Genomic DNA, 22,641 nt, shown 5'->3' with positions numbered 1-22,641 from the left:
CATGACGGTGGTGGCGACTGGAACGACTGCGGCTGCGCTGCATCCGGCAGCCCGCGGCGTTCCGGGCCGCGGGCTGCGGCGACTGCTGCCCGAAGGCCCATGGCAGTGGGCCGCGGTGGCGATCGCGGCCGTGGTGGTGCTGCCGCTGGCTGCGCTCTTCTGGACCGCGCTGCAGGGCGGGCAGGAGGGGTTGTGGAGCCACGTCGCCCGCTACGTACTGCCCAACGCCGCGCGCAACACCCTGCTGCTGCTGCTCGGGGTGGGCACGCTGGTGGTGCTGATCGGCACCGGTGCGGCCTGGCTGGTCACCGCCTGGGAGTTCCCCGGCCGGCGCACCCTGGCCTGGGCGCTGCTGCTGCCGCTGGCGGTGCCGACCTACATCGTCGCCTTCGCCTACCTCGACCTGCTGCACCCGCTCGGGCCGGTGCAGGGCCTGGTGCGCGACCTGCTCGGCTACGACAGTCCGCGCGATTTCCGCCTGCCCGACATCCGCGGGCTGGCCGGCTGCATCGTGCTGCTGGGCTTCGTGCTCTATCCCTATGTCTACCTGACCACGCGCGCGATGTTCATGACCCAGGCGGCGGGGCTGGTGGAAGCGGCGCGCTCGCTTGGTGCCACGCCCGTGCAGGTGTTCCGGCGCGTGGCCCTGCCGCTGGCGCGGCCGGCGATCGCGATCGGCACGGCGCTGGCGCTGATGGAGGTGCTCAACGACATCGGCGCCTCGGAGTTCCTCGGCGTGCAGACGATGACGGTGGCCGTCTATACCACCTGGGTGACGCGTGCCGACCTGCCGGGCGCGGCGCAGATCGCGCTGGCCATGTTGGCGATCGTGGTCGCGCTGCTGGCGCTCGAGCGTTATGCGCGGCGGCGACAGCGTTATGCCGTGGGCGATCGTCCGCGGCCGATGCGCCCGCACCGGCTGCGCGGCGGCAAGGCCGCGTTGGCGCTGCTGCTGGGCCTGCTGCCGGTGGTGATCGGCTTTGTGCTCCCGGCCGGCTACCTGGCCTGGGAGGGCATCGCGCGCCTGGGCCACGACGGGGTGTCGCCGCAGCTGCTGGCGAGCGTCCGCAATACCGTGCTCATCGCCCTGGCCGCCACGGTGGTCACCCTGGCCGCGGGCCTGGTGCTGGGCTGGGCGCTGCGCCTGGCGCAGGGGCGGCGGCGGTCGGCGGGCGCGCTGTTCGCGCTGCGCAGCGGCAGCCTCGGCTATGCGGTGCCGGGCACGGTGCTGGCGATCGGCCTGCTGCTGCCGCTGGCCTGGTTCGACGACGGCGCCAACCTGGTGCTTGGCGCCTTCGGCATGGAACCGCGGATGGTGTTGATGGGCTCGGCGGCGGCGCTGGTGCTGGCCTACGTGGCGCGCTTCCTGGCGATCGCCTCGGGTGGCGTCGAGGCCGGGCTGGCGCGGATCCCGCCGAGCTTCGACCAGGCCGCGGCCAGCCTGGGCCACGCCCCGGGGGCTGCGCTGCGGCGCGTGCACCTGCCGCTGCTGCGGCCGGCGCTGGCGGCGGCCGCGCTGCTGGTGTTCGTCGATGCGATGAAGGAGCTGCCGGCCACGCTGCTGCTGCGGCCGCTGAATTTCGAGACCCTCGCGACCTGGCTGTATGCCGAGGCTTCGCGCGGAACCTATGAGGAAGGCGCCGTGGCGGCATTGCTGATCGTCGCCGTCGGCCTGCTGCCGGTGGTGCTGCTGGCACGCGCGGGCGTGCGCTATGGACGGGAGAGGATGTCGTGACGGATGCGCTGCTGGAGATCGCGGGCATCCGCGTGGGCTACCCGGTATCGGGCGGCGATACCCGGGTGGTGGTGGATGAGCTGTCGCTGTCGCTCGGCGCCGGCCACATCGGCTGCCTGCTGGGCGCCTCGGGCTGCGGCAAGACCACGGTGCTGCGCGCGGTGGCCGGCTTCGAGCCGGTGCTTGAGGGCAGCATCGACGTCAAGGGCCGCCGCGTGGCCGCGCCCGGGCTGACGCTGCCGCCGGAGCAGCGCAAGGTGGGCATGATGTTCCAGGACTACGCGCTGTTCCCGCACCTGGACGCGGCCACCAACGTCGCCTTCGGGTTGCGCGCGCTGTCGCGCGATGCGCGGCGCGCGCGGGTGGAGGAAATGCTCATGCTGGTCGGCCTGGCCGATCGCGGCGGGGCGTATCCGCACGAGCTGTCCGGTGGCCAGCAGCAGCGCGTGGCCCTGGCCCGCGCGCTCGCGCCCGATCCGGCCCTGCTGCTGCTCGACGAGCCGTTCTCCAACCTCGACACCGACACCCGTCAGCACCTGGCGGCGGAGCTGCGCGACCTGCTCAAGGCCTCCGGCGCGACCGTGCTGATGGTGACCCACGACCAGGCCGAGGCCTTCACCATGGCCGACCAGATCGGCGTCATGGATGGCGGCCGCATCCTGCAGTGGGACTCCGCCGAGGCGCTGTACCGGCGCCCGCTGGACCGCTTCGTGGCCGGCTTCATCGGTCGTGGCACCCTGGTGCCGGCGGCGGCGCTGGGGTTGGCCCGCGGCGGTGAGGTGCTGCTGCGTCCGCACGCGCTGCGGCCCGATCCGGACGGCGCGGTGCGGGCCGAACTGGTGGCGCTGGCCTTCCGCGGCCCGGGGCACGTGGCCAGCCTGCGCCTGTCCGGCGGCACGGTGGTCGAGGTCGACCTGGAGGATGTGTCGGGCATGTCGGGGCTGGTCGCGGGCGCTCCGGTGCGCCTGCGGCTGGCGGACGACGGGATGGTCGCCTTCGACTGAGGAGAGCAGGAGCTTTTTTTGCCACGGATTTGCGCGGATGAACGCGGATAGAGCAGAAGCGATGGAGGGCGGCTTCCTGCGAGCCGGCTGCCGTTCGCGTAGAAACACACCTCAAAGCATCTTCAAGTCTTGCCCCGGCCTGATCCGCGTTTATCCGCGCAAATCCGTGGCAAAAGCTTTTCCCGTCGCGACCCCGTCCGGTCCGCAGGCGCGCGGGCAGAGCGCGGTTCCGCGACAATGGGCGGCCCCGTTCGATGCCAGGATCACGATGTCCCGCATGAAGTTCGACCTGCTCGCCAGCGATGGCGCCGCCCGCCGCGGCCGGCTGGCGTTCCCCCGTGGCACGGTGGAAACCCCGGCCTTCATGCCGGTGGGCACCTACGGCACGGTCAAGGGCATGCTGCCCGGGCAGGTGCGCGATCTCGGCGCCGAGATCATCCTCGGCAACACCTTCCATCTTTACCTGCGGCCCGGGCTCGAGGTCATCGAGGCCCATGGCGGGCTGCATGGCTTCACCCGCTGGGACGGGCCGATCCTGACCGACTCCGGCGGCTTCCAGGTGTTCTCGCTGGCGCACCGCCGGAAGATCACCGAGGCGGGCGTCACCTTCGCCGCGCCGACCGACGGCTCGAAGGTGTTCCTCGGCCCCGAGGAGTCGATGCACATCCAGAAAGTGCTGGGCTCGGACATCGTGATGATCTTCGACGAGTGCCCGCCGGTGCAGGTGGACGGGAAGCCGGTGGACACGCGCGTGGTCGAGCGCTCGATGGAGCTCTCGCTGCGCTGGGCCGAGCGCTCGAAGCGTGCCCACGAGGGCAATGACGCGGCGCTGTTCGGCATCGTCCAGGGCGGGGTGCACCATGAGCTGCGCACGCGTTCGGCGGAGGGGCTGGCGGCGATCGGCTTCGACGGTTACGCCATCGGCGGCCTGGCCGTGGGCGAGACCGAGGCCGAACGCAACGCCATGCTCGAGCACACCTGCCCGCAGCTGCCCGTCGACCGCCCGCGCTACCTGATGGGCGTGGGCCGGCCGGAGGACCTGGTCGACGGCGTCGCCCGCGGCGTCGACATGTTCGACTGCGTGATGCCGACCCGGAACGCCCGCAACGGCCACTACTTCACCTCCACCGGCACGGTGCGCATCCGCAACGCGAAGTACGAACGCGACCTGCGGCCGATCGAGGAGGGTTGCGGTTGCGCGGCCTGCAGCGGCGGCTACAGCCGCGCCTACCTGCGCCACCTGGACCGTTGCAACGAGATGCTGGGGCCGATCCTGGGCACCCTGCACAACCTCTGGTACTACCAGAAGCTGATGGCGGACATGCGCGCCGCGATCGCCGCGGGAACCTTCGAGGCCTTCCGGCAGTCATTCCTTGCAGCGCGGATGCCCTGACGCGCCTGTGTCCACCGGTTCCACCGTTCCACCCGCGCCATATGCATCCGCGCCCATCCGGGTGCGGCGGGCTGGCCTGGCCCCCGCCGTGGCATACTATCCAGCTGATTTCCGCCTTGGACCGTCCTGATGAACCTGCTTGACTTCCTGATCGCCCCGGCATTCGCCCAGAACGCACCGTCCGCGCCCAACCCGTGGCAGTTCCCGATCATGATGGTCGTGCTGTTCGCGATCATGTATTTCCTGATGATCCGGCCGCAGATGAAGCGCCAGAAGGAACACCGCGCCATGGTCGAGAAGCTCGCCGTGGGTGACGAGGTGATCACCGCCAGCGGCATCGCCGGCGTGGTGCGCAAGCTCGGCGACAGTTTCATCACCGTCGAGATCGCCGACAACGTCGAGATCCGCGTGCAGAAGACCGCCGTGGGCAACGTGCTGCCCAAGGGCTCGCTGAAGTCCGCCTGACGCCCGCCGAAGGCATCGTCGCCGGCGCCTGCGCCGGCCGGCTGCCGGCGCCTGCTGCAAAACCCGTCACTCCCGCCCGCGGGACGACCTCGCGCAAGACCTGACCATGCTCGAATTTCCCCGCTGGAAGTACATCGTGATCCTGCTCGTGGTGTTGTTTGCAACGCTGTACGCGCTGCCCAACATCTATCCGCAGGATCCCTCGGTACAGATCACCTCCAACCGCGGTGCCGCCACCGGCGTCGAGCTCGATGCCCGCATCGAGGCTGCGTTGGCGGAGGCCGGCGTGACCGCGAAGTCCGTCGACACCGACGGCGAGGGCGAACGCATGGTCCGGCTTCACAGCCTGGACGACCAGACGCGCGCCGCCGACGCCCTGCGCCCGGCGCTGGGCGACGAGTACGTGGTCGCGCTCAACCTGGCATCCAACGTGCCCGACTGGTTGTCGTGGTTCGGCGCCAAGCCGATGCTGCTCGGCCTCGACCTGCAGGGCGGCGTGCACTTTGTGCTCCAGGTCGACCAGCAGGCGGCGCTGGACAAGCGCCTGGACGCCTACGCCGACGAAGTCCGCTCGGTGCTGCGCGACAACCGCATCCGCTACGACTCGGTGGAGCGCAACGCCGCGGGCACGACCGTCGCCCAGCTCGCCGATGCCGCCGATGCCGACCGCGCCATGAGCCTGCTTGCCGTCGCCCAGCCGACCCTGCTGCGCCAGGCCGTGGGCAGCCGCATCACCATCCGCGTGCCCGACACCGAGCTCAACCAGATCTCGGCCGACGCCATCGACCAGAACATCACCACGCTGCGCAACCGCGTCGATGAAGTCGGCGTCGGCGAGCCGGTCATCACCCGCCAGGGCAACGACCGCGTGGTCGTGCAGCTGCCGGGCGTGCAGGACACCGCCGAAGCCAAGCGCATGATCGGTGCCACCGCGACCCTGGAATACCGCGCGGTCATCGACGGCGATCCCTACGACGCCGTGGCCTCGGGCAACGTGCCGCCGGAGGCGCGGGTCTATTACGAGCGCCGCACCGGCATCGACGGCAGGCCGATCCCGGTGCTGCTGTCCAAGCGCGTGATCGCGTCCGGCGAGCAGATGGTCATGGCGCAGTCGACGCTCGACGAGAACGGCATGCCGGCGGTGAGCGTGACGCTCAACAACGTCGGCGGCCAGCGCATGTTCGATTTCACCTCGGTCAGCGTCGGCAAGCCGATGGCCGTGGTCTACATCGAGCGCGTGCCGCAGGTCACCACGAACGCGGCGGGCGAAGAGGTGCGCAGCTTCCGCGTCAGCGAAGAGGTGATCTCGGTTGCCAACATCAATGGCGTGTTCGGCAAGCAGTTCCAGACCACGGGCCTGGAGAAGGCCGAGGCCGACGGCCTCGCGCGCCTGCTGCGCTCGGGTTCGCTGGCGGCGCCGATGGACTTCATCGAGGAGCGCATCGTCGGCCCCAGCCTGGGCAAGGAGAACGTCGAGCGCGGTACCACGGCCGTGTTGTACGCGTTCGTGTTCACGCTGATGTTCTTCGGCATCTACTACCGCATGTTCGGCCTGTTCACCTGCGTCGCGCTGCTGCTCAACCTGCTGATGGTGGTGGCGATCATGAGCCTGTTCGGCGCGACCATGTCGCTGCCGGGCTTCGCCGGGCTGGCGCTCTCGATCGGCATGTCGGTGGACGCCAACGTACTGATCAACGAACGCATACGCGAGGAGCTCCGGGACGGCATGCCGGCACGGGGGGCGATCGCCAATGGCTACGACAAGGCCTCGGGCACGATCTTCGACTCCAACATGACCGCGCTGCTCGCCGGCGTCGCGCTGTTCGCCTTCGGCACCGGCCCGCTCAAGGGCTTCGCGGTGACGATGGTGATCGGCATCATGACCTCGGTGTTCACCGCGGTCACCGTCTCGCGCGGCGTCGCCACCCTGGTCTACGGCGGCAAGCGCAAGCTCAAGACCCTGGCCATCTGACGCGGGCATACGACACATGAATATCTTTCCCCTGCGCCTCATCCCGGCCACCCCGAACATCGACTTCATGCGCCTGCGCTGGGTGTCGGTGGCGGCGTTCGTGCTGCTCACCATCGCCTCCATCGCGGCGATCACCGGCAAGGGCTTCAACTACGCGCTCGATTTCACCGGTGGCACCGTGGTCGAACTGCGCTTCGAGTCGCCCGCCGACGTCGACGGCGTGCGCGAGCGCCTGGAGGATGCCGGCTACGGCAGCGCCCAGGTGCAGACCTTCGGCAGCGGCAGCGACCTGCTGGTGCGCCTGCAGCCGCGCGATGGCGAGACCAGCGTGGACGCGACCGCGCACACCGCCGATGAAGTACGCGAGGCGGCATCGATCGAGGGCAACCAGGCCCAGGTCATGGGCAGCGCCTTCGTCGGCCCGCAGGTCGGCCGCGACCTGGCCTGGAACGGCCTGTACGCGATCCTGTTCGTGGTCGTGGGCTTCCTGATCTACATCGGCTTCCGCTTCGAATGGAAGTTCGCGATTGCGGCCATCGTCACCACGCTCAACGACGTGCTGATCGTGGCCGGCTGGTTCGCGATCAGCGGCAAGGAGTTCGACCTCACCGTGCTGGCGGGCCTGCTGTCGGCGATGGGCTTCTCGATCAACGACACCATCGTGGTCTTCGACCGCGTGCGCGAGAACTTCCGCGCCATGCGCGCGCCGCCGAGGGAAGTGCTCAACGCCTCGATCAACCAGACCCTGTCGCGCACCATCATCACCTCGGTTGTGGCGTTCCTGACCGTGATGGCGCTGTTCCTGTACGGCGGCGGCTCGCTGGAAGGCATGTCGCTGGCGATGATGATAGGCATCGCGATCGGCACCCTGTCGTCGATCCTGGTGGCCTGCCCGCTGCTGACGATGGGCTTCCTCAAGGTCAGCAAGCAGGACCTGCTGCCGAAGTCGCGCGACGACGCGGAGCTTGCGCGGAGGCCCTGACGCCTCTCCGCAGGACAGCAAAAACCCCGCATCGCTGCGGGGTTTTTTTCTGTCGTGCCGGGTAGCCCCGGGTTTCAGAACGCGGCGGCGTAGCCGGAGGCGACGATGGTCTTCTGCAGCGCTTCGGCGACGCGGAGGTTGCCGGCCACGATCTGGCGGCTCTGCAGCGCAACGTGTACGGGGCCCATCGCGGCACCGCGATAATCGCAGACCTTGCCGCCGGCCTCGCGCACCAGCAGGATGCCGGCGGCGATGTCCCAGGCCTGCACGCCGGCCTCGAAATAGCCGTCGCTGCGGCCCGCGGCCACGTAGGCCAGGTCGAGCGCGGCCGAGCCGCTGCGGCGCACGTCTTCGGCCACCGACAGCACCTGGCGCAGGCAGTCGAACTGTGCGGCGGTGCGTGAGCGCTCGCGCGGGTGGAAGCCGGTGCTGATGCTGGCGCCGGCGAGGTCCTTGCGCTCGGCCACGCGGATGCGCTTGTCGTTGAGCTGGGCGCCGCCGCCGCGGGTGGCGGTGAACAGCTCGTTGCGCAGCGGGTCGAAGATGACGCCGTACAGCGGTTCGGGACCCTCGCACAGCGCGATCGAGACGCACCAGTGCGGGAAACCACGGAGGTAGTTGCTGGTGCCGTCGAGCGGGTCGATGACCCAGGTGTAGCGGCTGGCGCCCTTGCTGCCCTTCTGCTCGCCGCCTTCCTCGCCGAGCACGGCGTATTCCGGGTAGGCGCGGCGCAGCTCCTTGACCACCGCCACCTCGGCGAGCCGGTCGACTTCGCTGGCGTAGTCCATGCGGTCCTTCTCGACCACGTTGATCGCGTCGAGCTTGTTCATGTGCCGGAGCAGGATGTTGCCGCCGGCGCGGGCCGCCTTGACCATGATATTGACGGCAGGTTGTTGCATCGCAGGCGGACTCCAGCGTTGAGGGGGACGGCAGGGGGAAAGAGCAATCGGCTCGAGGCCGTCGCACAGTTTACCATTCGCGCCCATGAACACTGCGCAGCCAGCGGGCGAAGTCCGCATCGTCCTCGTCGGCACCCAGCATCCGGGCAACATCGGCTCGGCGGCCCGCGCCATCAAGACCATGGGCCTGGAGCGGCTGGTGCTGGTGGCCCCGGAGCGGTTCCCGCATGCCGACGCGGTGGCGATGGCGGCGGGCGCGGACGACGTCCTGGAGGCCGCCAGCATCGTCGGCACCCTGGCCGAGGCGGTGGCCGACTGCGCCCTGGTGCTGGGCTGCACCGCGCGCAGCCGGCGCATCGCCCTCGAGGAGCTGGCGCCGCGTGCGGGCGCGGCGCGACTGCTGGATGCCGCGGTGCCGGGGGCCTCGGTGGCGCTGGTGTTCGGCCGCGAGCGCACCGGCCTGGACAACGACGAGCTGCAGCTCTGCCACGCGGCCATCCACATCCCGGCCAATCCCGGCTACAGCTCGCTCAACCTCGCGTCCGCCGTGCAGGTGCTGGCCTACGAACTGCGGGTGGCGGTCCTCGAGCGCGCCAGCCTGCCCACCGGCGGGGGCGACGGCCATCGTGAACCGCCGGCCAGCCACGCCCAGCTCGAGGGCTTCTTCGCCCAGCTCGCCGAGACCCTGGACGCGATCGATTTCCACAAGGGCCGGGCGCCCGATTCGGCGCTGCGCAAGCTGCGCCGGATCTTCCTGCGCTGCGGCCTGGACGAGCGCGAGGTCCGCCTGCTGCGCGGCGTGCTGGCCGACGCCCAGCGCATGGCGCGACTGGCCGCGGGGCCGGGTGGAGAGCAAGCCTGACTGCGTGTCCGCCCCGGGGTTTTCAGCTACTCTGTGCCGTCATCCGCGCCCAGAGCCCAGATCGAAGCCCGATGTTCCGCCGCCTCCGCCAGCTGCTGGCCGCGATGGCCGCGTCGCTGCTCCTCTGTGGCCAGCTTGCCGCCAGCGAACCTGGCGTGCTGGTGCTCGGCCGGATCAGCGACGACCCCGCTGCGCATTACGACCAGCTCAAGTCGCTGCTGGACTACGTTGTTCCGCGGATGAGCGACGTCGGCATCCGCGAGGGCCGCGTGTTGATGGCGCGCGACGCCAAACAGATGGAAAGCTACCTGCGCCGGGGCCGCGTCGACTGGGTCACCGAGACCTCGGCCAGTGCGATGGCGCTGGAAGCCCGGGCGCGCGCGCGTCCGCTGCTGCTGACAGAACGCAGCGGGGTGGGCGCTTACCACACTGTGTTCATCGCCCGCCGTGACAGCGGCATCACCAGCCTGGCCGATCTGCGCGGGCGCAGCATCGCGTTCCAGAACCCGAGTTCCACCAGTGCGTACTTCGTGCCGGCGATGGAGCTGATCACGCTCGGCCTGCCGATGGAGATCCTGCTGTCGCCGTTCGACCGTCCGGTCGATGGCTCGGTGGGCTACCTGTTCGCGCGCTCGGAGTTCAACATCTCCACCTGGGTGCACAAGGGTCTGGTCGACGCCGGGGCCTTCAGCAACCTCGACTGGGAAAGCATGCAGCGCATGCCCGAGAGCTACCGCCGCGACCTGGTCGCCTTCCACGCCACCGACGAATACCCGCGGGCGCTGGAAATGGTGCGCGGCGATCTGTCGCCGGCGGTCGTCGAGCGCCTGCGCGAGGTCCTGGCTGGCGCCGCCAACGACCCGGCCGCCAGCGAGGCGCTGCAACGCTTCTTCGGCACCACGCGCTTCCTGCCGATCGAGGGCGATACGCGCAGGTCGCTGGACGTGCTCAGCTCGGGCGTGGCGCGGGTCGCTGCGGTGCTCGAATGAAGTCCGGCAGCGGACTGTACATCCGCTTCCTGGCGGCGCTGGCGGCGGCCGTGCTGGCGGTGCTGGCGGTGGTCGTGCTGGTGCTGCACCGGCAGGAGGTGATGCGCAACGAAGTGCTGGCCCTGGGCCAGGAGTCGATGCATGCGCTGGCCTTCGACCGCCTGGCCGAGCGCTCCGAGGCCGCCGGCATGGAGCTTGCCGCCAGCCTGGTCAATCCGCTGTACTACTTCGACCTCGAAGAGATCGGCGTGCTGCTGCGCGCGACGCTCAAGCAGCCCGACGTCGCCTACGCGGTGGTGTACGACAACGATGGCACCGTCATCCACGACGGCTCGCGCGACATCCGCAGCTATGGCCAGGTGATGGACGACGCCATGGCGTTCGAGGCGGTCACTGCGCGCGCACCGCACATCCAGGCCAGCGACGAGGCCCTTGACGTCGCCGTGCCGCTGTACATCGGCGAGGTCCGCCTGGGCGGGCTGCGGGTGGGCTATTCGCTGGCGTCGGTGATGGCCGACGAGCAGCGCGCCGCCAACAGCATGGGCCAGCGCCTGGCGATCATCGGCCAGCGCCATGCCGGCTGGATCGCGACCCTGATGGCCGGGCTGCTGCTGCTGGCGGTGGGCCTGGGCGTGCTGGTGCAGCGCACGCTGGTGCGCCCCGTGCGCCAGCTCGCCGATGCCGCGCGCGAGATCGAGGCCGGCAATTTCGTCGCCGAGCTTCCGGCCAGCGGGCGCACCGACGAAGTCGGCGACCTCATGCGCGCGTTCGGCCGCATGCGCGAGAGCATCGCCCGCCACGACCGCGACATGCGGCGGATGGCCTATACCGACGCGCTGACCGGGCTCGCCAACCGGCTCGCGTTCCGCGAGTCGCTCGACCGCAGGCTGATGGAGCTGCACGGCGCCGGCCGCCAGCTGGCGTTGCTGTTCGCCGACATCGACGATTTCAAGCGCGTCAACGACACCCTCGGCCACGATGCGGGCGACGAGGTGCTGGTGCAGTTCGCCAACCGCATCCGCGAAGCCGTGGACCGGCTGGGTGGCGCGGGTTCGGTGCTGGCGCGCTTCGGCGGCGACGAGTTCGTGATCCTGGTCGAGTCCGTCGGTAGCGACTCGGCCGACATGCGCGAACAGGCGAGCCACCTGGCAGAAACCCTGGTGGCGGAGCTGAGCAGGCCGATCGTGGTCGGCGGGCGGCAGGTGTTCCTGGGCACCTCGATCGGCGTCACCCTGTTCCCAGACGATGCCGCCGGCGCCACCATGCTGATGAAGAACGGCGACATCGCGATGTACCAGGCCAAGGTTGCGGGCAAGAACTGCCACCGCTTCTACAGCCGGGCCATGGACCAGGCCGTCGAACGCAGGGTGAGCATGGAGCAGGACCTGCGCGGGGCCTGGGAGCGCGGCGAGCTCAGCCTGGCCTACCAGCCGGTGTACCGCCTCGAGGACCGCAGCCTGGTCGGCGCCGAGGCGCTGCTGCGCTGGCACCACCCCGAGCACGGCATGATCGCGCCGTCGGTGTTCATCGACGTCGCCGAGCAGAGCGGCCTGATCGAGACCATCGGTCCGCAGGTGCTGCGTGCGGCCTGCGCGGACGCGGTGGCCTGGCGCCGCGACTTCCCCGCGAGCAACCTGTTCGTCTCGGTCAACGTCTCGCCGCGGCAGCTGCGCAACGGCGACCTGGCCGCGCTGGTCGACCACACGCTGGCGCAGACCGGCCTGCCGGCCGACGGTTTGCATATCGAGCTGACCGAGACCGCGGTGATCGGCGACGAGCTCCGGGTGAGCAGCCTGCTCGCGCGCCTGCGCGACGCCGGGGTCAAGGTCTGGCTGGACGACTTCGGCACCGGGTTCTCGGGCCTGAGCCACCTGCGCCGGGTACCGGTGGACGGGGTCAAGATCGACCGGAGCTTCGTCGCCGACGTGCTGCGCGATCCCGACGACCTGGCGCTGACCACGGCGATCATCGCCATGGCGCACTCGCTGGGCATCACCGTGGTTGCCGAAGGCGTGGAGAAGGAAGGCCAGTACGACGTGCTGCGCGAACGCGGCTGCGACCTCGCCCAGGGTTACTGGCTCGGCTATCCCATGAACGTGCACGACTTCCGCGGCCTGCTGGGCTGAGTGCGCCGAAGGGGCGTTGGCGCCGGCTTGCGCCGCGCGGCGCAGCGACTCAGCGACTCAGAACAGGCGGTCCATCCATTCCGCGGCCAGCGCGGCCAGCGTGCCGCCGGTGACCCCGAAGACCGCGATCGCGGCCAGGCCGGCACCCCAGGCAGCCAGCATCAGGGCCCCGTCGCGCTCCACCAGGGCCAGCGCGTAGGCCAGCAGCAGCAGGCCGAACACGTAGTTGGTGAACGGGATCGGCAGCGCCAGCAGGATGCCCAGGAGCACCAGCAGCAATCCGGTGACCACGGTCGCGGCGGGGTGGTCGATCAATGCCGGCAGGCGCGGGCGGACCACCCGCTCGAGCCGCTTCAGCCAGGGCGAGACGCGATGCTCGAAGCGCGCCAGCGTGCCGCGCCTGGGTCCACGGTCGGCGACCATCCGCGGCAACCACGGGCGGCGCATGCAGACCAGCAACTGCAGCCCGATCACGCTCACCAGGGGGCCGCTGAGCGCGCCCGCGACGCCCGGGATGGGCAGGAAGGCGGGCAGGGTGGCGATGAACAGCAGCATGCCGAACAGGCTGCCGCCCAGCCCTTCCATCACAGAGCGCAGGGTCACCACGTCGTCGGCCGGTCCGGCGGCGAGCGCGGCGAGCACCATCCGCGCGCTGGCCTGCGCGGGCCGGTCGTGCGTGCCTTCAGGCATCGCCCGGCAGGTTGCCGCCGACGCGCTGCAACAGCAGCTTGTCGATGCGCGGGCCGTCGAGGTCCACCACCTCGATGCGCCAGCCGACCCATTCGAAATGCTCGCCGACGCTGGGGATGCGCCCGAAGTGGGCGATGGTCATGCCGGCGGCGGTGTTGTAGTCGCGATCGTCGCCGTCGGGCAGGGGCTTGCCGTCGAGCAGTTCGCGCAGCGAGTCGGCGTCCAGGACGCCGTCGACCAGCAGCGAGCCGTCGTCGCGCGCCACCACCAGCGGGTGGGCGTCGGCACCCTCGCCGCTGGAGGTGCGGCCGATGACCGCCTCGAGCACGTCGTTGACGCTGATCAGGCCGGCGACGCCGCCGTACTCGTCGACCACCAGGGCCAGAGACTGCTGCTCCTCGCGCACGATCTCCAGCAGTTTCAGCGCCGGCGTCGACTCGGACACGAAGAGCGGTTCGCGCAGGTGCTCGAACAGGTCGAACTCGCCCGCCTGGAAGCGGTCGATCAGCGACTTGACCTCGAGGATGCCCACGACCTCGTCGTCGCTGCCGCGGTACACCGGATAGCGCGAGAACGGGGTTTCGCGCATGGTCGCCAGGTTCTCCTCGAAGCTCTCCGAGGCATCCAGCCACGCGATCCGTGTGCGCGGCGTCATCAGGCTCTCCGCGTCGCGGTCGCCCAGGGCCAGCACCCGGTTCATCATGTTGCGTTCGTCGGCGTCGATCACGCCCTGTTCGTGGCTCTCGCTGACCAGCAGGCGGATCTCCTCCTCGGTGACGTGCGCGGCCTGGGTATCGTTGAGCCGCAGCAGGCGCAGCATTCCGCGCACGGATGCGCTGAGCAGCCAGACCGCCGGGGTGGAGACTTTCGAGAGCCAGTGCATCGGCAGCGCCACCAGGGTCGCCAGGCGCTCCGGCGCCAGCAGTGCCAGTCGCTTGGGAAGCAGTTCGCCGAAGACGATGGTGAAGTAGGTGATCAGGCCGACCGCGATGACCTTGCCGACGGTGCCGGCGTGGCTGTCGAGGAAGGGCAGCCGCGAGGCGAGCCAGGACTCGATCATCGCGCCCAGGGCGTCGCCGCCGAACATGCCGGTGAGGATGCCGATCAGGGTGATGCCCACCTGCACGGTGGACAGGAAGCGCTCGGGGTGCTCCGCCAGCTCGAGCGCCTTCGCGGCGCTGAGCTGCTCGCCGGCCATCTGCCTCAGCTTCGGCTTGCGCGAGGTGACCACCGACATCTCGGACAGCGCGAAGAAGGCGTTGCAGGCGATCAGCGCGGCGACGATCAGGATGAGTTCGATCATTGCCGGGGCCTCCCGGCCGTGTCTTGGCGGGGGACGCGCGGGTCGGGATCGGGTTGGTCCCCGCGCGGGCGGGGGGGTGGTCTAGAGTCGTCGTCCATGGGGCAAAACGGCGCGTCGCAGGCGCGGCAAGCGATCATAGCAGGCGCCGATGCGTCCCGGAGCCGTTGCGTGGGCGCTCCCGGGTTCGGGCCGGCCGGCATGTACGGATGGCGACAACGGTCATGAAGCCGTCATAATTCGCGCCCTGGGCCGTCCATTTCGCGACGGCGGGGTCTCGCGATGTTCTCGTTGCAAACCATGTTCGGCCAGGGCAAGCAGTTCTACACCCTGTTGGAAGAAGCCGCCCAGGCCGCCCTGGACGCCGCCGTGGCGCTCCACCAGATGCTGCGCGAGGCCGACCGGCAGCCGGCGCTGGACGCCTTCAAGCTGGCGCGCCTGCGCGAGCGCGAGGCCTCCAACAAGATCAGCCAGGCCCTGGTCGACAGCTTCATCACCCCGATCGAACGCGAGGATATCGAGGCCCTGGGCTCGGCGCTGTACAAGATCCCCAAGCAGATCGAGAAGTTCGCCGACCGCTACGCGCTGGCCACCCGGCACCTGGAGCACATCGACTTCGCGCCGCGCGCCGCGATGCTGGAGCAGGCCGCGGGCGTGGTGCTGAAGATGGTCAAGCAACTGCGCCACCTGAAGCTGGAGCCGATGAAGGCGCTCAACGACGAGCTGCGCTCCATCGAGAACGAAGCCGACCGGCTGATGCTCGAACTCTATCGCGACATCTATTCGGGCCGCCTCGACGCCCAGCAGATGTTCCTCCTGAAGGAGTTCTTCGAGATCCTGGAGAAGGCCATCGACCGCTGCCGCGAGGCGGGCGTCGTGGCCTACGAAATCGTGCTGAAGAACAGCTGAGGCCGGCGCCATGCTCACCCTGGTGCTGGCGGTCATCCTGGTCGCGCTGACGTTCGAGTACATCAACGGCTTCCACGACACGGCGAACTCCATCGCGACCGTGGTCGCGACCAAGGTGCTGTCGCCTATGCAGGCGGTCGGCCTGGCGGCGAGCATGAACCTGATCGGCGCGCTGGCCGGCACGGCCGTGGCCAAGACGATCGCCTCGGGCCTGATCGACGCCGGCGTGGTCGAGGTCGGCTCGCAGCTGCTGCTGTGCGCGTTGATGGGCGGCATCACCTGGAACCTGATCACCTGGTGGTTCGGGCTGCCGTCGTCGTCGTCGCACGCCCTGATCGGCGGCCTGATCGGCGCCGCGCTCGCGGCCACCTCCAACAACTGGGATTCGATCATCTGGTCGGAGCCGGCGGAGCCGGTCTACAACAGCGCCGGCGTGCTGTGGAAGGTGATCGTGCCGATGGTGTCGTCGCCGGTGCTGGGCTTCGTCGCCGGCTTCCTGATGATGGGCGTTCTGTTCTTCGTGATCTCGATGATGGCGCGCGCCGGCGGCTGGCTGGCGCGCATCGCGCGGCCGCGCTGGGTCAACGGCTTCTTCGGCAAGGCGCAGATCGTCAGCGCGGCCGGCATGGGCTTCGCCCACGGCATGAACGATGCGCAGAAGACCATGGGCATCATCGCCCTGGCGCTGGTGAGCGCGCAGTCGGTCGGTACGCTGGACGCGCTGCCCGGCTGGCTGGCCTTCCTGCACCCCTCGGAAGGCGCGCTCGCCGACGGCGACATCGATCTCTGGATCAAGATCACCTGTGCCCTGGTGATGGCCGCCGGTACCGCCGCGGGCGGCTGGCGGATCATCAAGACCCTGGGCCACAAGCTGGTGAAGCTGCACCCGATCCACGGCTTTGCCGCGGAGACCAGCGCCGCCTCGGTGATCCTCGCGGCGTCGTCGCTGGGCATCCCGGTGTCGACCACGCACAATATCTCGTCGGCGATCATGGGCGTGGGCACGGCCAAGCGGCTCAATGCCATCAAGTGGACCGTGGTCGAGAAGATGATCGGCGCCTGGATCCTGACGATCCCGATGTCGGGCGCGATCGCCTACGGGCTGTTCTGGCTGCTGGGTTGGCTCGGCCTGCTGTGAGCAGCGGCCGTCTGGACGTCAGAGCAGGTCGCCCTCGGCGCTGAGCATGCGTTCCAGGCGGTCGCCCATGCCGCCGATCTCCAGCACCAGGCGACCGAGCTCGGCGGGATCCAGGCTGCCGTAGGGGCGGTTCTCGCACAGCTGCAGGTAGGGCACCTGGTCCAGTTCGCCGATGGCCAGGTAGCCGACGCGGCTGTCCCAGTTGTAGGCCAGGGCGCGGCGCGCATCGATGCCGGTGATCGGCGCCACCGCGGTGCTCACGCGCAGGTAGCAGCGGTGGTCGTCGTCCTGGAGTTCGGACAGGAAGATCGACTGGTGGCGGCGGCCCTCGTCGAGGCTGAGCTCGACGCCGATCACGAAGGCTTCGTTGACGATCGTCCTGAAGCCGTTGGTCGCCACGTGGCGGCGGACCTGTTCGAAGTTCTGCATGGCGCACCCGCTGGAGTGGACGGGGTGGCTATCCTAGCGCAATGGCGCTTACCGACCCGGCAGACCGCATCCTCGCCGCCGTGCGCGCGATCCCGCGCGGCGAGGTCGCCGGCTACGGCGAGGTGGCGCGCAGGGCGGGACTGCCGGGGCGTGCGCGCTGGGTGGCGAGGCTGCTGGCCGTCAGCGACGACCCCGGACTGCCCTGGCACCGGGTGCTGCGCAGCGACGGGCGGATCGCATTCCCGGCCGGCTCGGACGCCTGGGAGGAGCAGGCGCGGCGGCTGCGGGCCGATGGCGTGGAGGTGGTCGGGGGCCGGGTCCGCATTGCCCGCGCGGAGCGTTCGCTCGACGCCGAGGTCTGGGGTCCGGGCTGATGGCGGTGGGCGGCCGGCGAGGGCGATGTAAACGCTATCATTGGCGCCGACCGCGCAAGGACACGGAATGCTGAACAACCTGCCGCCCATCACCAAGGCCCTCTTGATCGCCAACGCCGTCGTGTTCCTGCTGCAGTGGCTGCTGGGCGGGACCACGCTGGATCCGCTGATGCTGTGGCCGATCGGCGTGGACGCGTTCACGGTGCTGGCTGGCGCGCAGCAGTTCGGACCCTGGCAACTGCTGACCTACGGCTTCCTGCACGGCGACCTGGCGCACCTGCTGTTCAACATGCTGGCGCTGGTGATGTTCGGCGCGCAGCTGGAATACACCTGGGGCCAGAAGCGCTTCCTGACGTATTTCCTGGTGTGCGTGGTGGGGGCGGGCCTGTGCCAGTTGGGGATCGGCAGCTGGGCGGTGGCGCAGGGAAGCCTGCCCTACGCGACCCTGGGCGCTTCGGGCGGCGTGTTCGGGCTGTTGCTGGCCTACGGCATGCTGTTCCCGCACCAGCGGGTGATGCTGCTGATCCCGCCGATCCCGATGAAGGCGCGCACGCTGGTCATCGTGTTTGGCGCGATCACGCTGTTCATGGGCCTCACCGGCACGCAGGCGGGCGTGGCCCACTTCGCGCACCTGGGCGGCATGCTGTTCGGCTGGCTGCTGATCCGCTACTGGCGCGGCCAGCCGCCGTTCCGCCGCGGCGGGCCGCGCGCAAGGCGCTTCTGAGCCACCGCGCCCGAAGCGGGCGCGGTGTGTCGTTTGGCAGGCGCTGTTCCCCGGGCGTCAGCGCCAGATGCCGACGCGTTCTTCATCCTTGCGGACCATCGGGTTGCCCGCCTTGCAGCCCCAGGTCTCGCTGAAGGCCGGCAGGTTGGACAGCGGGCCATTGCTGCGCCACGGCCCCGGTGCCTGCAGCGCGGTGCCGGCGCGCTGTTCGGCGACCGCCGGGGCCACCTGTTCGCGCCACAGGCCGGCCCAGGCGTTGAAGAACGATTCCTTCGCGTCCTTTTCGGCCCCGGGCAGGGCCTGGCTGAAGGCGTCCCAGGCGATCTCGACCGCGGCGAGGTCGGCCGCGTTCTCCTCGCGGGTCAGGCTGCCGTTGACCTTGCGGCCTGCGATGCCCGGGTAGTCGTAGTTGCCGTACTGGGCGGTGAGGGCGTTGAGGCGGTCGGTCCAGGCGGCGTCGGTGCCCGGCGTCCACCAGTCGCGGATCTCGCCACGGGCGTCGACGTGGCGGCCCTTGCCGTCGATGGCGTGGCTGAGCTCATGCGCGACCAGGGCGCCGAACGAACCGTAGTGCGCGGCGCCGTCGAGCGACATGTCCAGCACCGGTGCCTGCAACACCGCGGCCGAGACCAGCAGGCGGTTGTGGGCGGCGTCGTAGGCCAGCGCCGGCTCCTGCGGCTGCACCGGCCAGCGGCGCTGTGCGTTGCCGCGGCCGATGCGCTTCATTTCCTCGCGGTGGTGCCAGGTGGACGCGATCAGCATGTTGCCGCCGAAGCTGCCGCGACCCATCGGCTGCACGGTGTAGTCGACGTTGCGCACCGGTGCACCCACTTCGACCTTCAGCGCCGCGAGCTTGGCCACGGCCTCGGCGCGGGTGGCGTCGTCGAGCCAGGGTGCGCGCTCGACCGCGCTCCGCAGGGCGTCACGGACCTCGCCGGCGATGGTTTCGGCCCGGCTGCGGCTGGCCGGCGACAGGTAGCGGGCAACGTACTCGCGCGCGACCATCTGCCCGGCGGCGTGGTTGATGGCGTGAAGGACCAGGCGTTCGCGCGAGGGCTGTTCGACTTCGCCCCGCAGCACGCGGCCGCGGAAGTCGAAGGCGGCGTCGCGGAAGCTCTTCGAAAGATACGGCGCCATGGCGTCGCCGACGTGGAAGCGCAGGTAGGTCTTCCACTGGGCGGGCTTCAGGCTGCCGACCAGGCCGTCGAGGGCGGTGAAGAGTTCGGGATTCGCGATCGACACGCTGTCGTCGCTGATGTCCTGGGCCGCCAGGAACTCCGGCAGCTGCAGGCGCTTCCAGGTCTTGCCGAGGCCCTCGGTGGGGACCAGCGCGTAGTTCTGGCGCGGGTCGCGCAGCGAGGCCACCGGGTGCGATGCGCGCGCGATGCGCGTCTCCAGGTCGATGACCAGCTGCGACTCGGCCGCGAGGTCGGCCTCGGCGGTGCCGGTCAGCGCCAGGATCTGCTGGACGTAGCCGTTGTACAGGCCGAGCAGGGCGCGGGCCTCTTCGTCCTGGCGGGTGTAGTAGGCCGGGTCGGGCAGGCCGGTGCCGCCCTGGGCGAAATAGCCGATATGGCGGTCGAGGTCGGCGAGGTCGAGGTCGGCGCTGAAGTTGAACAGCACCGGGATGCCGACCTGGTGCAGGGCGGCGACGGCAGGCGGGATGTCCCGGGCGCGCTTGATGCCGTTGATGCGGTCGAGCAGGGGCGCGATCGGGTTGGCGCGGTCGGCCTCGACCGCGGCCTCGTCCAGGCCGCTGGCCCAGAAGTCGCCGAGCAGGGTCTGCACGTTGCCCTGCGGCGCGTTCATCGCCGTGGACAGCAGTTCACGCTGCTGTTCGAGCACGCGCGCCTGCAGTTCGCCCAGGGCGGAGGTCGATCCGGCCGCCGGGACAGGCGTCGCTGCCAGCCAGTCCTTGTTGGCAAAGGCGTGGAAGTCGCCGCAGGCGGTGGGGCCGGCCGGTGCCTTCGCGGCGGCGCGGCGCTGGGCCCCGGCGTCGGGAGCGGCAAGGGCGAGGACAAGGGTCAGCGCAAGCGCGAGGGGGATGGTCCTGGGCATTGATCGGGTCCAGCGAAAAGTCCGGCGAAGTCTAGCAAGCGCGCGGCTGTTGAAAGGTCGCGACCAGGAGGCGCAAGGCGAATCGGGATGGTGGTCGCGCAAGGGGAAGCGGTTTCGACGTGACCTGGAGGGCCCCGCCGTGGCCGGGAGACCTTCGCGGCTCATGTCCCCCGGCATCCGCCTGGCGGCGGATGCCTCCTCCTTGACTTCCCCGCGAAGGCCTCCCGGCCACGGCGGGGCTCGCTTCGGCTGCAGATGCGCGAGCCGGGCTTTGCTCCTGCGCCAGCGCGTACTGCTGCGCACCGGGTGCCAAGGCCCTTGAGAGCGAAGTCAAGGAGGAGGCGATGGCCGCAAGGCCAGCGCCGGGGGACATGAGCACTCAAGGGCCTTGGCACCCGGCGCCCGAGAGTTTTTTCAATGGCGCGCCATTCCCTCAGTCGGGAGAAGAACCAAAAAAAGGCCCGGCGTGGGCCGGGCCTCCTTCGTGGCGCTGGGGCAGGAACTACCAGATGACGACCTGCGTCTCGCCCTCGCGGACCATGGCGTCGCCCGGGGCGCACTGAAACGCGGCGGCGAAGGCCGGCAGGTTCGACGGCGCACCGATCGCGCGGAAGTTCGCCGGCGCGTGCGGATCGGTGGCGATGCGCACCTTCAGCTCCTCGTCGGTGAAGTTCCGGCGCCACACCGTGGCCCAGTTGGCGAAGAAGCGCTGGTCGCGGCTCAGGCCCTCGAGCATCGGGTCCTCGCTGCCCTCGGTGGCCTTCTTCATCGCGTCGTAGGCCGTGGCCAGGCCGCCCAGGTCGGCGATGTTCTCGCCGAGCGTCAGCTTGCCGTTGACCTGCAGGCCCGGCGCCGCCTCGTAGCCGTTGAACTGGGCGACGAGCTTGTCGGTGCGGCCCAGGAAGCCCGCGGCATCGGCCTCGGTCCACCAGTTCTGGAACTTGCCGCTGGCGTCGAAGCGGCTGCCCTGGTCGTCGTAGCCATGCGTCATCTCATGGCCGATCACCGCGCCGATGCCGCCGTAGTTCAGCGGGTCGTCGGCTTCGGCGTCGAAGAACGGCGGCTGCAGGATCGCCGCCGGGAACACGATCTCGTTCTGCAGCGGGTTGTAGTAGGCGTTGACCATCTGCGGCGGCATCGCCCATTCCGTCTTGTCGACCGGCTTGCCGACCTTGGCCAGGTTCCACTTGTAGTTGAACTCGTTGGCGGCCAGGACGTTGCCGATGTAGCTGTCACGCGAGGTCTCGAGGCCCGCCCAGTCGCGCCACTTGTCCGGATAGCCGATCTTCGGGGTGAAGCTGGCCCACTTCTCCATGGCACGGGCCTTGGTCTCGTCGGACATCCAGTCGAGGTCCTGGATGCGGACCTTCAGCGCCTCGCTGAGGTTGGCGACCAGGGTCTCCATGCGCTCCTTGGACTCGGGCGAGAACGCGACGTCGACGTACATCTGGCCCAGCGCCTCCCCGGTCTGGCTGCCGATGGTCTCGAGCACGCGCTTGCCGCGCTCCTTCATTTCCTTCTGGCCGCGCAGCTCGCGCGAGTAGAAGTTGAAGTGCTCTTCGGCGAAGGCGTCGGCGAGGTAGGGCGCGGCGCCATCGACCGCATGGAAGCGCAGGTAGGACTGCCAGTCCGCCGGAGCGACGTCGGCGACCATGGTGCTGACCTCGGCGTGGAAATCCGGGATCGCGAGCGAGAACTTCTCCGGCACTTCGAGGCCCTGGGACTCGAAGAATGCGGTCCAGGGGAAATTCGGCGCGAGCGCGTCGGCATCGGCCGGGCTGACCGGGTTGTAGAACAGGCCGACGTCGCGCGACATCTCCTCGCTGGACTTCGACACCTTCGCCAGGCGCGTCTCGAAGGCAAGCACGTCGGCGGCCTGCGCGGCGGCCTCCGCGGCCGGCACGCCCGACAGCTCGAGCACCTTCGCGACGTGGGCCTGGTAGGCCTCGAGCTTGTCCTTCTTGTCGGCGTCGAAGTAGTAGGTCCTGTCGGGCAGGCCCAGGCCGCCCTGGAAGGCGTAGGCGATGTTCATGGACGAATCCATGAAGTCGGCCTCGGGGCCGAAGCCGAACACCGTGAACTGGCCCTTGGCGGCGCTGGTGCGCAGGTAATCGGCGATCTTCTGCGGCGAGTCGAGCGCGGCGATCGCGGCAAGCTCGGACTCCAGCGGCGCGATGCCCTGGGCATTGATGGACTCGGCATCCAGGCCGGTGGCCCAGATGTCGCCGACGATCTTGTTGACGCCGGTGGCGCCTTCGACCGCCGCGGCCTGGTCGGCCAGCTGGCGCTGGATGGCCTGCGAGCGCTCGTCGAGCATCTCGAATGCGCCCCAGGAGGTGCGGTCGCCGGGGACCGGGTTGGCGGCCAGCCAGGTGCCGTTGACGTAGGCGCCGAAGTCGGTGCAGGCGTTGCCGTTGGCGTCGAAGTCGCTGGCCTTGAAGCTGTTGACGCCGGGCAGCGAGGACTCGTCGAGGGTGAAGGCCGGCGTGGCGGCGGGGGCCGCGGCATCGGTCGCGGGCGCGGCATCACGCTGGCAGCCTGCGACGGCGACGGTGATGGCCAGCGAAAGCAGCAGGAACTTGGGTGCGGACT

19 protein-coding genes are annotated in these 22,641 nt (G+C 69.9%); 13 read left to right on the top strand and 6 right to left on the bottom strand.

All coding sequences use genetic code 11. The features are described from left to right. Position 1: 1 nt before the first annotated feature. From E2169_RS14540 to secF, 6 genes are all read left to right on the top strand, one after another. The gene (locus tag E2169_RS14540) at positions 2–1,735 is read left to right on the top strand and encodes an ABC transporter permease (RefSeq protein WP_132986259.1); all 1,734 of its coding nucleotides are present in this window, start codon (positions 2–4) and stop codon (positions 1,733–1,735) included. Continuing rightward, complete coding sequence (locus E2169_RS08845; protein ID WP_132986258.1) at positions 1,732–2,739, top strand: ABC transporter ATP-binding protein; 1,008 nt, start codon at positions 1,732–1,734, stop codon at positions 2,737–2,739. The genes E2169_RS14540 and E2169_RS08845 overlap by 4 nt, the downstream gene beginning before the upstream one ends. A gap of 268 nt (positions 2,740–3,007) precedes the next feature. Next, positions 3,008–4,132 (top strand): tRNA guanosine(34) transglycosylase Tgt, encoded by a 1,125-nt coding sequence (gene tgt, locus E2169_RS08840; RefSeq protein WP_132986257.1) that lies wholly within the window; start codon positions 3,008–3,010, stop codon positions 4,130–4,132. A gap of 129 nt (positions 4,133–4,261) precedes the next feature. Next, positions 4,262–4,597, top strand: coding sequence for a preprotein translocase subunit YajC (gene yajC, locus E2169_RS08835; RefSeq protein ID WP_132986256.1), 336 nt, complete (start codon positions 4,262–4,264; stop codon positions 4,595–4,597). Positions 4,598–4,703: 106 nt separating this feature from the next. Then, the gene (secD, locus tag E2169_RS08830; RefSeq protein ID WP_132986255.1) at positions 4,704–6,569 is read left to right on the top strand and encodes a protein translocase subunit SecD; all 1,866 of its coding nucleotides are present in this window, start codon (positions 4,704–4,706) and stop codon (positions 6,567–6,569) included. 16 nt (positions 6,570–6,585) lie between these two features. Further along, positions 6,586–7,551, top strand: a complete 966-nt coding sequence (gene secF / locus E2169_RS08825) for a protein translocase subunit SecF (RefSeq protein ID WP_132986254.1) — start codon at positions 6,586–6,588, stop codon at positions 7,549–7,551. A gap of 74 nt (positions 7,552–7,625) precedes the next feature. Here the strand turns inward: secF and E2169_RS08820 are convergent, their stop codons facing one another. After that, positions 7,626–8,450: an inositol monophosphatase family protein gene (locus E2169_RS08820; protein ID WP_132986253.1), complete on the bottom strand. Its 825-nt coding sequence runs from the start codon at positions 8,448–8,450 to the stop codon at positions 7,626–7,628. Between the two features lie 85 nt (positions 8,451–8,535). Between E2169_RS08820 and E2169_RS08815 the strand changes: the two genes are divergently transcribed. The 3 genes from E2169_RS08815 to E2169_RS08805 all read left to right on the top strand — a co-directional run bounded on the left by E2169_RS08815 (position 8,536) and on the right by E2169_RS08805 (position 12,427). Then, positions 8,536–9,312: an RNA methyltransferase gene (locus E2169_RS08815; RefSeq protein ID WP_132986252.1), complete on the top strand. Its 777-nt coding sequence runs from the start codon at positions 8,536–8,538 to the stop codon at positions 9,310–9,312. Positions 9,313–9,383: 71 nt separating this feature from the next. Then, entirely contained in the window at positions 9,384–10,301 is a 918-nt protein-coding gene (locus tag E2169_RS08810) for a phosphate/phosphite/phosphonate ABC transporter substrate-binding protein (protein ID WP_188726140.1), read from the top strand. Then, positions 10,298–12,427 (top strand): putative bifunctional diguanylate cyclase/phosphodiesterase, encoded by a 2,130-nt coding sequence (locus E2169_RS08805; RefSeq protein WP_132986251.1) that lies wholly within the window; start codon positions 10,298–10,300, stop codon positions 12,425–12,427. The genes E2169_RS08810 and E2169_RS08805 overlap by 4 nt, the downstream gene beginning before the upstream one ends. Before the next feature lie 57 nt (positions 12,428–12,484). Here the strand turns inward: E2169_RS08805 and E2169_RS08800 are convergent, their stop codons facing one another. Both E2169_RS08800 and E2169_RS08795 read right to left on the bottom strand, forming a co-directional pair. Then, the gene (locus tag E2169_RS08800; RefSeq protein ID WP_132986250.1) at positions 12,485–13,117 is read right to left on the bottom strand and encodes an exopolysaccharide biosynthesis protein; all 633 of its coding nucleotides are present in this window, start codon (positions 13,115–13,117) and stop codon (positions 12,485–12,487) included. Next, a complete protein-coding gene (locus E2169_RS08795; protein WP_132986249.1) occupies positions 13,110–14,420 on the bottom strand; it encodes a hemolysin family protein in 1,311 nt (436 codons plus the stop codon). The genes E2169_RS08800 and E2169_RS08795 overlap by 8 nt, the downstream gene beginning before the upstream one ends. 279 nt (positions 14,421–14,699) lie before the next feature. Here E2169_RS08795 and E2169_RS08790 point away from each other — a divergent pair, with 279 nt between their 5' ends. Together E2169_RS08790 and E2169_RS08785 are read left to right on the top strand one after the other, a co-directional pair. Then, a complete protein-coding gene (locus tag E2169_RS08790; RefSeq protein ID WP_132986248.1) occupies positions 14,700–15,326 on the top strand; it encodes a DUF47 domain-containing protein in 627 nt (208 codons plus the stop codon). Positions 15,327–15,336: 10 nt separating this feature from the next. Then, positions 15,337–16,464 carry an inorganic phosphate transporter gene (locus E2169_RS08785; protein ID WP_132986247.1) on the top strand — a complete coding sequence of 376 codons (1,128 nt, stop codon included), beginning with the start codon at positions 15,337–15,339 and terminating at the stop codon, positions 16,462–16,464. A gap of 18 nt (positions 16,465–16,482) precedes the next feature. Here the strand turns inward: E2169_RS08785 and E2169_RS08780 are convergent, their stop codons facing one another. Next, the gene (locus E2169_RS08780; RefSeq protein ID WP_132986246.1) at positions 16,483–16,893 is read right to left on the bottom strand and encodes a hypothetical protein; all 411 of its coding nucleotides are present in this window, start codon (positions 16,891–16,893) and stop codon (positions 16,483–16,485) included. A 41-nt stretch (positions 16,894–16,934) separates the two neighbouring features. Between E2169_RS08780 and E2169_RS08775 the strand changes: the two genes are divergently transcribed. Together E2169_RS08775 and E2169_RS08770 are read left to right on the top strand one after the other, a co-directional pair. Beyond that, the gene (locus tag E2169_RS08775) at positions 16,935–17,267 is read left to right on the top strand and encodes an MGMT family protein (protein WP_132986245.1); all 333 of its coding nucleotides are present in this window, start codon (positions 16,935–16,937) and stop codon (positions 17,265–17,267) included. Positions 17,268–17,334: 67 nt separating this feature from the next. Continuing rightward, positions 17,335–17,991, top strand: a complete 657-nt coding sequence (locus E2169_RS08770) for a rhomboid family intramembrane serine protease (protein ID WP_132986244.1) — start codon at positions 17,335–17,337, stop codon at positions 17,989–17,991. A gap of 57 nt (positions 17,992–18,048) precedes the next feature. Here E2169_RS08770 and E2169_RS08765 read toward each other — a convergent pair whose 3' ends face one another. Then, positions 18,049–20,049 carry a M13 family metallopeptidase gene (locus tag E2169_RS08765; protein ID WP_132986243.1) on the bottom strand — a complete coding sequence of 667 codons (2,001 nt, stop codon included), beginning with the start codon at positions 20,047–20,049 and terminating at the stop codon, positions 18,049–18,051. Positions 20,050–20,551: 502 nt separating this feature from the next. Continuing rightward, the gene (locus E2169_RS08760; protein ID WP_188726160.1) at positions 20,552–22,624 is read right to left on the bottom strand and encodes a M13 family metallopeptidase; all 2,073 of its coding nucleotides are present in this window, start codon (positions 22,622–22,624) and stop codon (positions 20,552–20,554) included. Positions 22,625–22,641 lie beyond the last annotated feature (17 nt).

Source organism: Luteimonas terricola, assembly GCF_004352845.1.
GTDB classification, from domain to species: Bacteria; Pseudomonadota; Gammaproteobacteria; order Xanthomonadales; family Xanthomonadaceae; genus Luteimonas; species Luteimonas terricola.
This window is presented reverse-complemented; position numbering and strand designations above follow the sequence as displayed.

Bases quoted from the DNA above. Each gene is read 5' to 3' on its own strand.
- E2169_RS14540 (WP_132986259.1), top strand. From the start codon at position 2: ATGACGGTGGTGGCGACTGGAACGACTGCGGCTGCGCTGCATCCGGCA.
- tgt (WP_132986257.1), top strand. From the start codon at position 3,008: ATGTCCCGCATGAAGTTCGACCTGCTCGCCAGCGATGGCGCCGCCCGC.
- yajC (WP_132986256.1), top strand. From the start codon at position 4,262: ATGAACCTGCTTGACTTCCTGATCGCCCCGGCATTCGCCCAGAACGCA.
- secD (WP_132986255.1), top strand. From the start codon at position 4,704: ATGCTCGAATTTCCCCGCTGGAAGTACATCGTGATCCTGCTCGTGGTG.
- secF (WP_132986254.1), top strand. From the start codon at position 6,586: ATGAATATCTTTCCCCTGCGCCTCATCCCGGCCACCCCGAACATCGAC.
- E2169_RS08820 (WP_132986253.1), bottom strand. From the start codon at position 8,450: ATGCAACAACCTGCCGTCAATATCATGGTCAAGGCGGCCCGCGCCGGC.
- E2169_RS08815 (WP_132986252.1), top strand. From the start codon at position 8,536: ATGAACACTGCGCAGCCAGCGGGCGAAGTCCGCATCGTCCTCGTCGGC.
- E2169_RS08810 (WP_188726140.1), top strand. From the start codon at position 9,384: ATGTTCCGCCGCCTCCGCCAGCTGCTGGCCGCGATGGCCGCGTCGCTG.
- E2169_RS08805 (WP_132986251.1), top strand. From the start codon at position 10,298: ATGAAGTCCGGCAGCGGACTGTACATCCGCTTCCTGGCGGCGCTGGCG.
- E2169_RS08800 (WP_132986250.1), bottom strand. From the start codon at position 13,117: ATGCCTGAAGGCACGCACGACCGGCCCGCGCAGGCCAGCGCGCGGATG.
- E2169_RS08795 (WP_132986249.1), bottom strand. From the start codon at position 14,420: ATGATCGAACTCATCCTGATCGTCGCCGCGCTGATCGCCTGCAACGCC.
- E2169_RS08790 (WP_132986248.1), top strand. From the start codon at position 14,700: ATGTTCTCGTTGCAAACCATGTTCGGCCAGGGCAAGCAGTTCTACACC.
- E2169_RS08785 (WP_132986247.1), top strand. From the start codon at position 15,337: ATGCTCACCCTGGTGCTGGCGGTCATCCTGGTCGCGCTGACGTTCGAG.
- E2169_RS08780 (WP_132986246.1), bottom strand. From the start codon at position 16,893: ATGCAGAACTTCGAACAGGTCCGCCGCCACGTGGCGACCAACGGCTTC.
- E2169_RS08775 (WP_132986245.1), top strand. From the start codon at position 16,935: ATGGCGCTTACCGACCCGGCAGACCGCATCCTCGCCGCCGTGCGCGCG.
- E2169_RS08770 (WP_132986244.1), top strand. From the start codon at position 17,335: ATGCTGAACAACCTGCCGCCCATCACCAAGGCCCTCTTGATCGCCAAC.
- E2169_RS08765 (WP_132986243.1), bottom strand. From the start codon at position 20,049: ATGCCCAGGACCATCCCCCTCGCGCTTGCGCTGACCCTTGTCCTCGCC.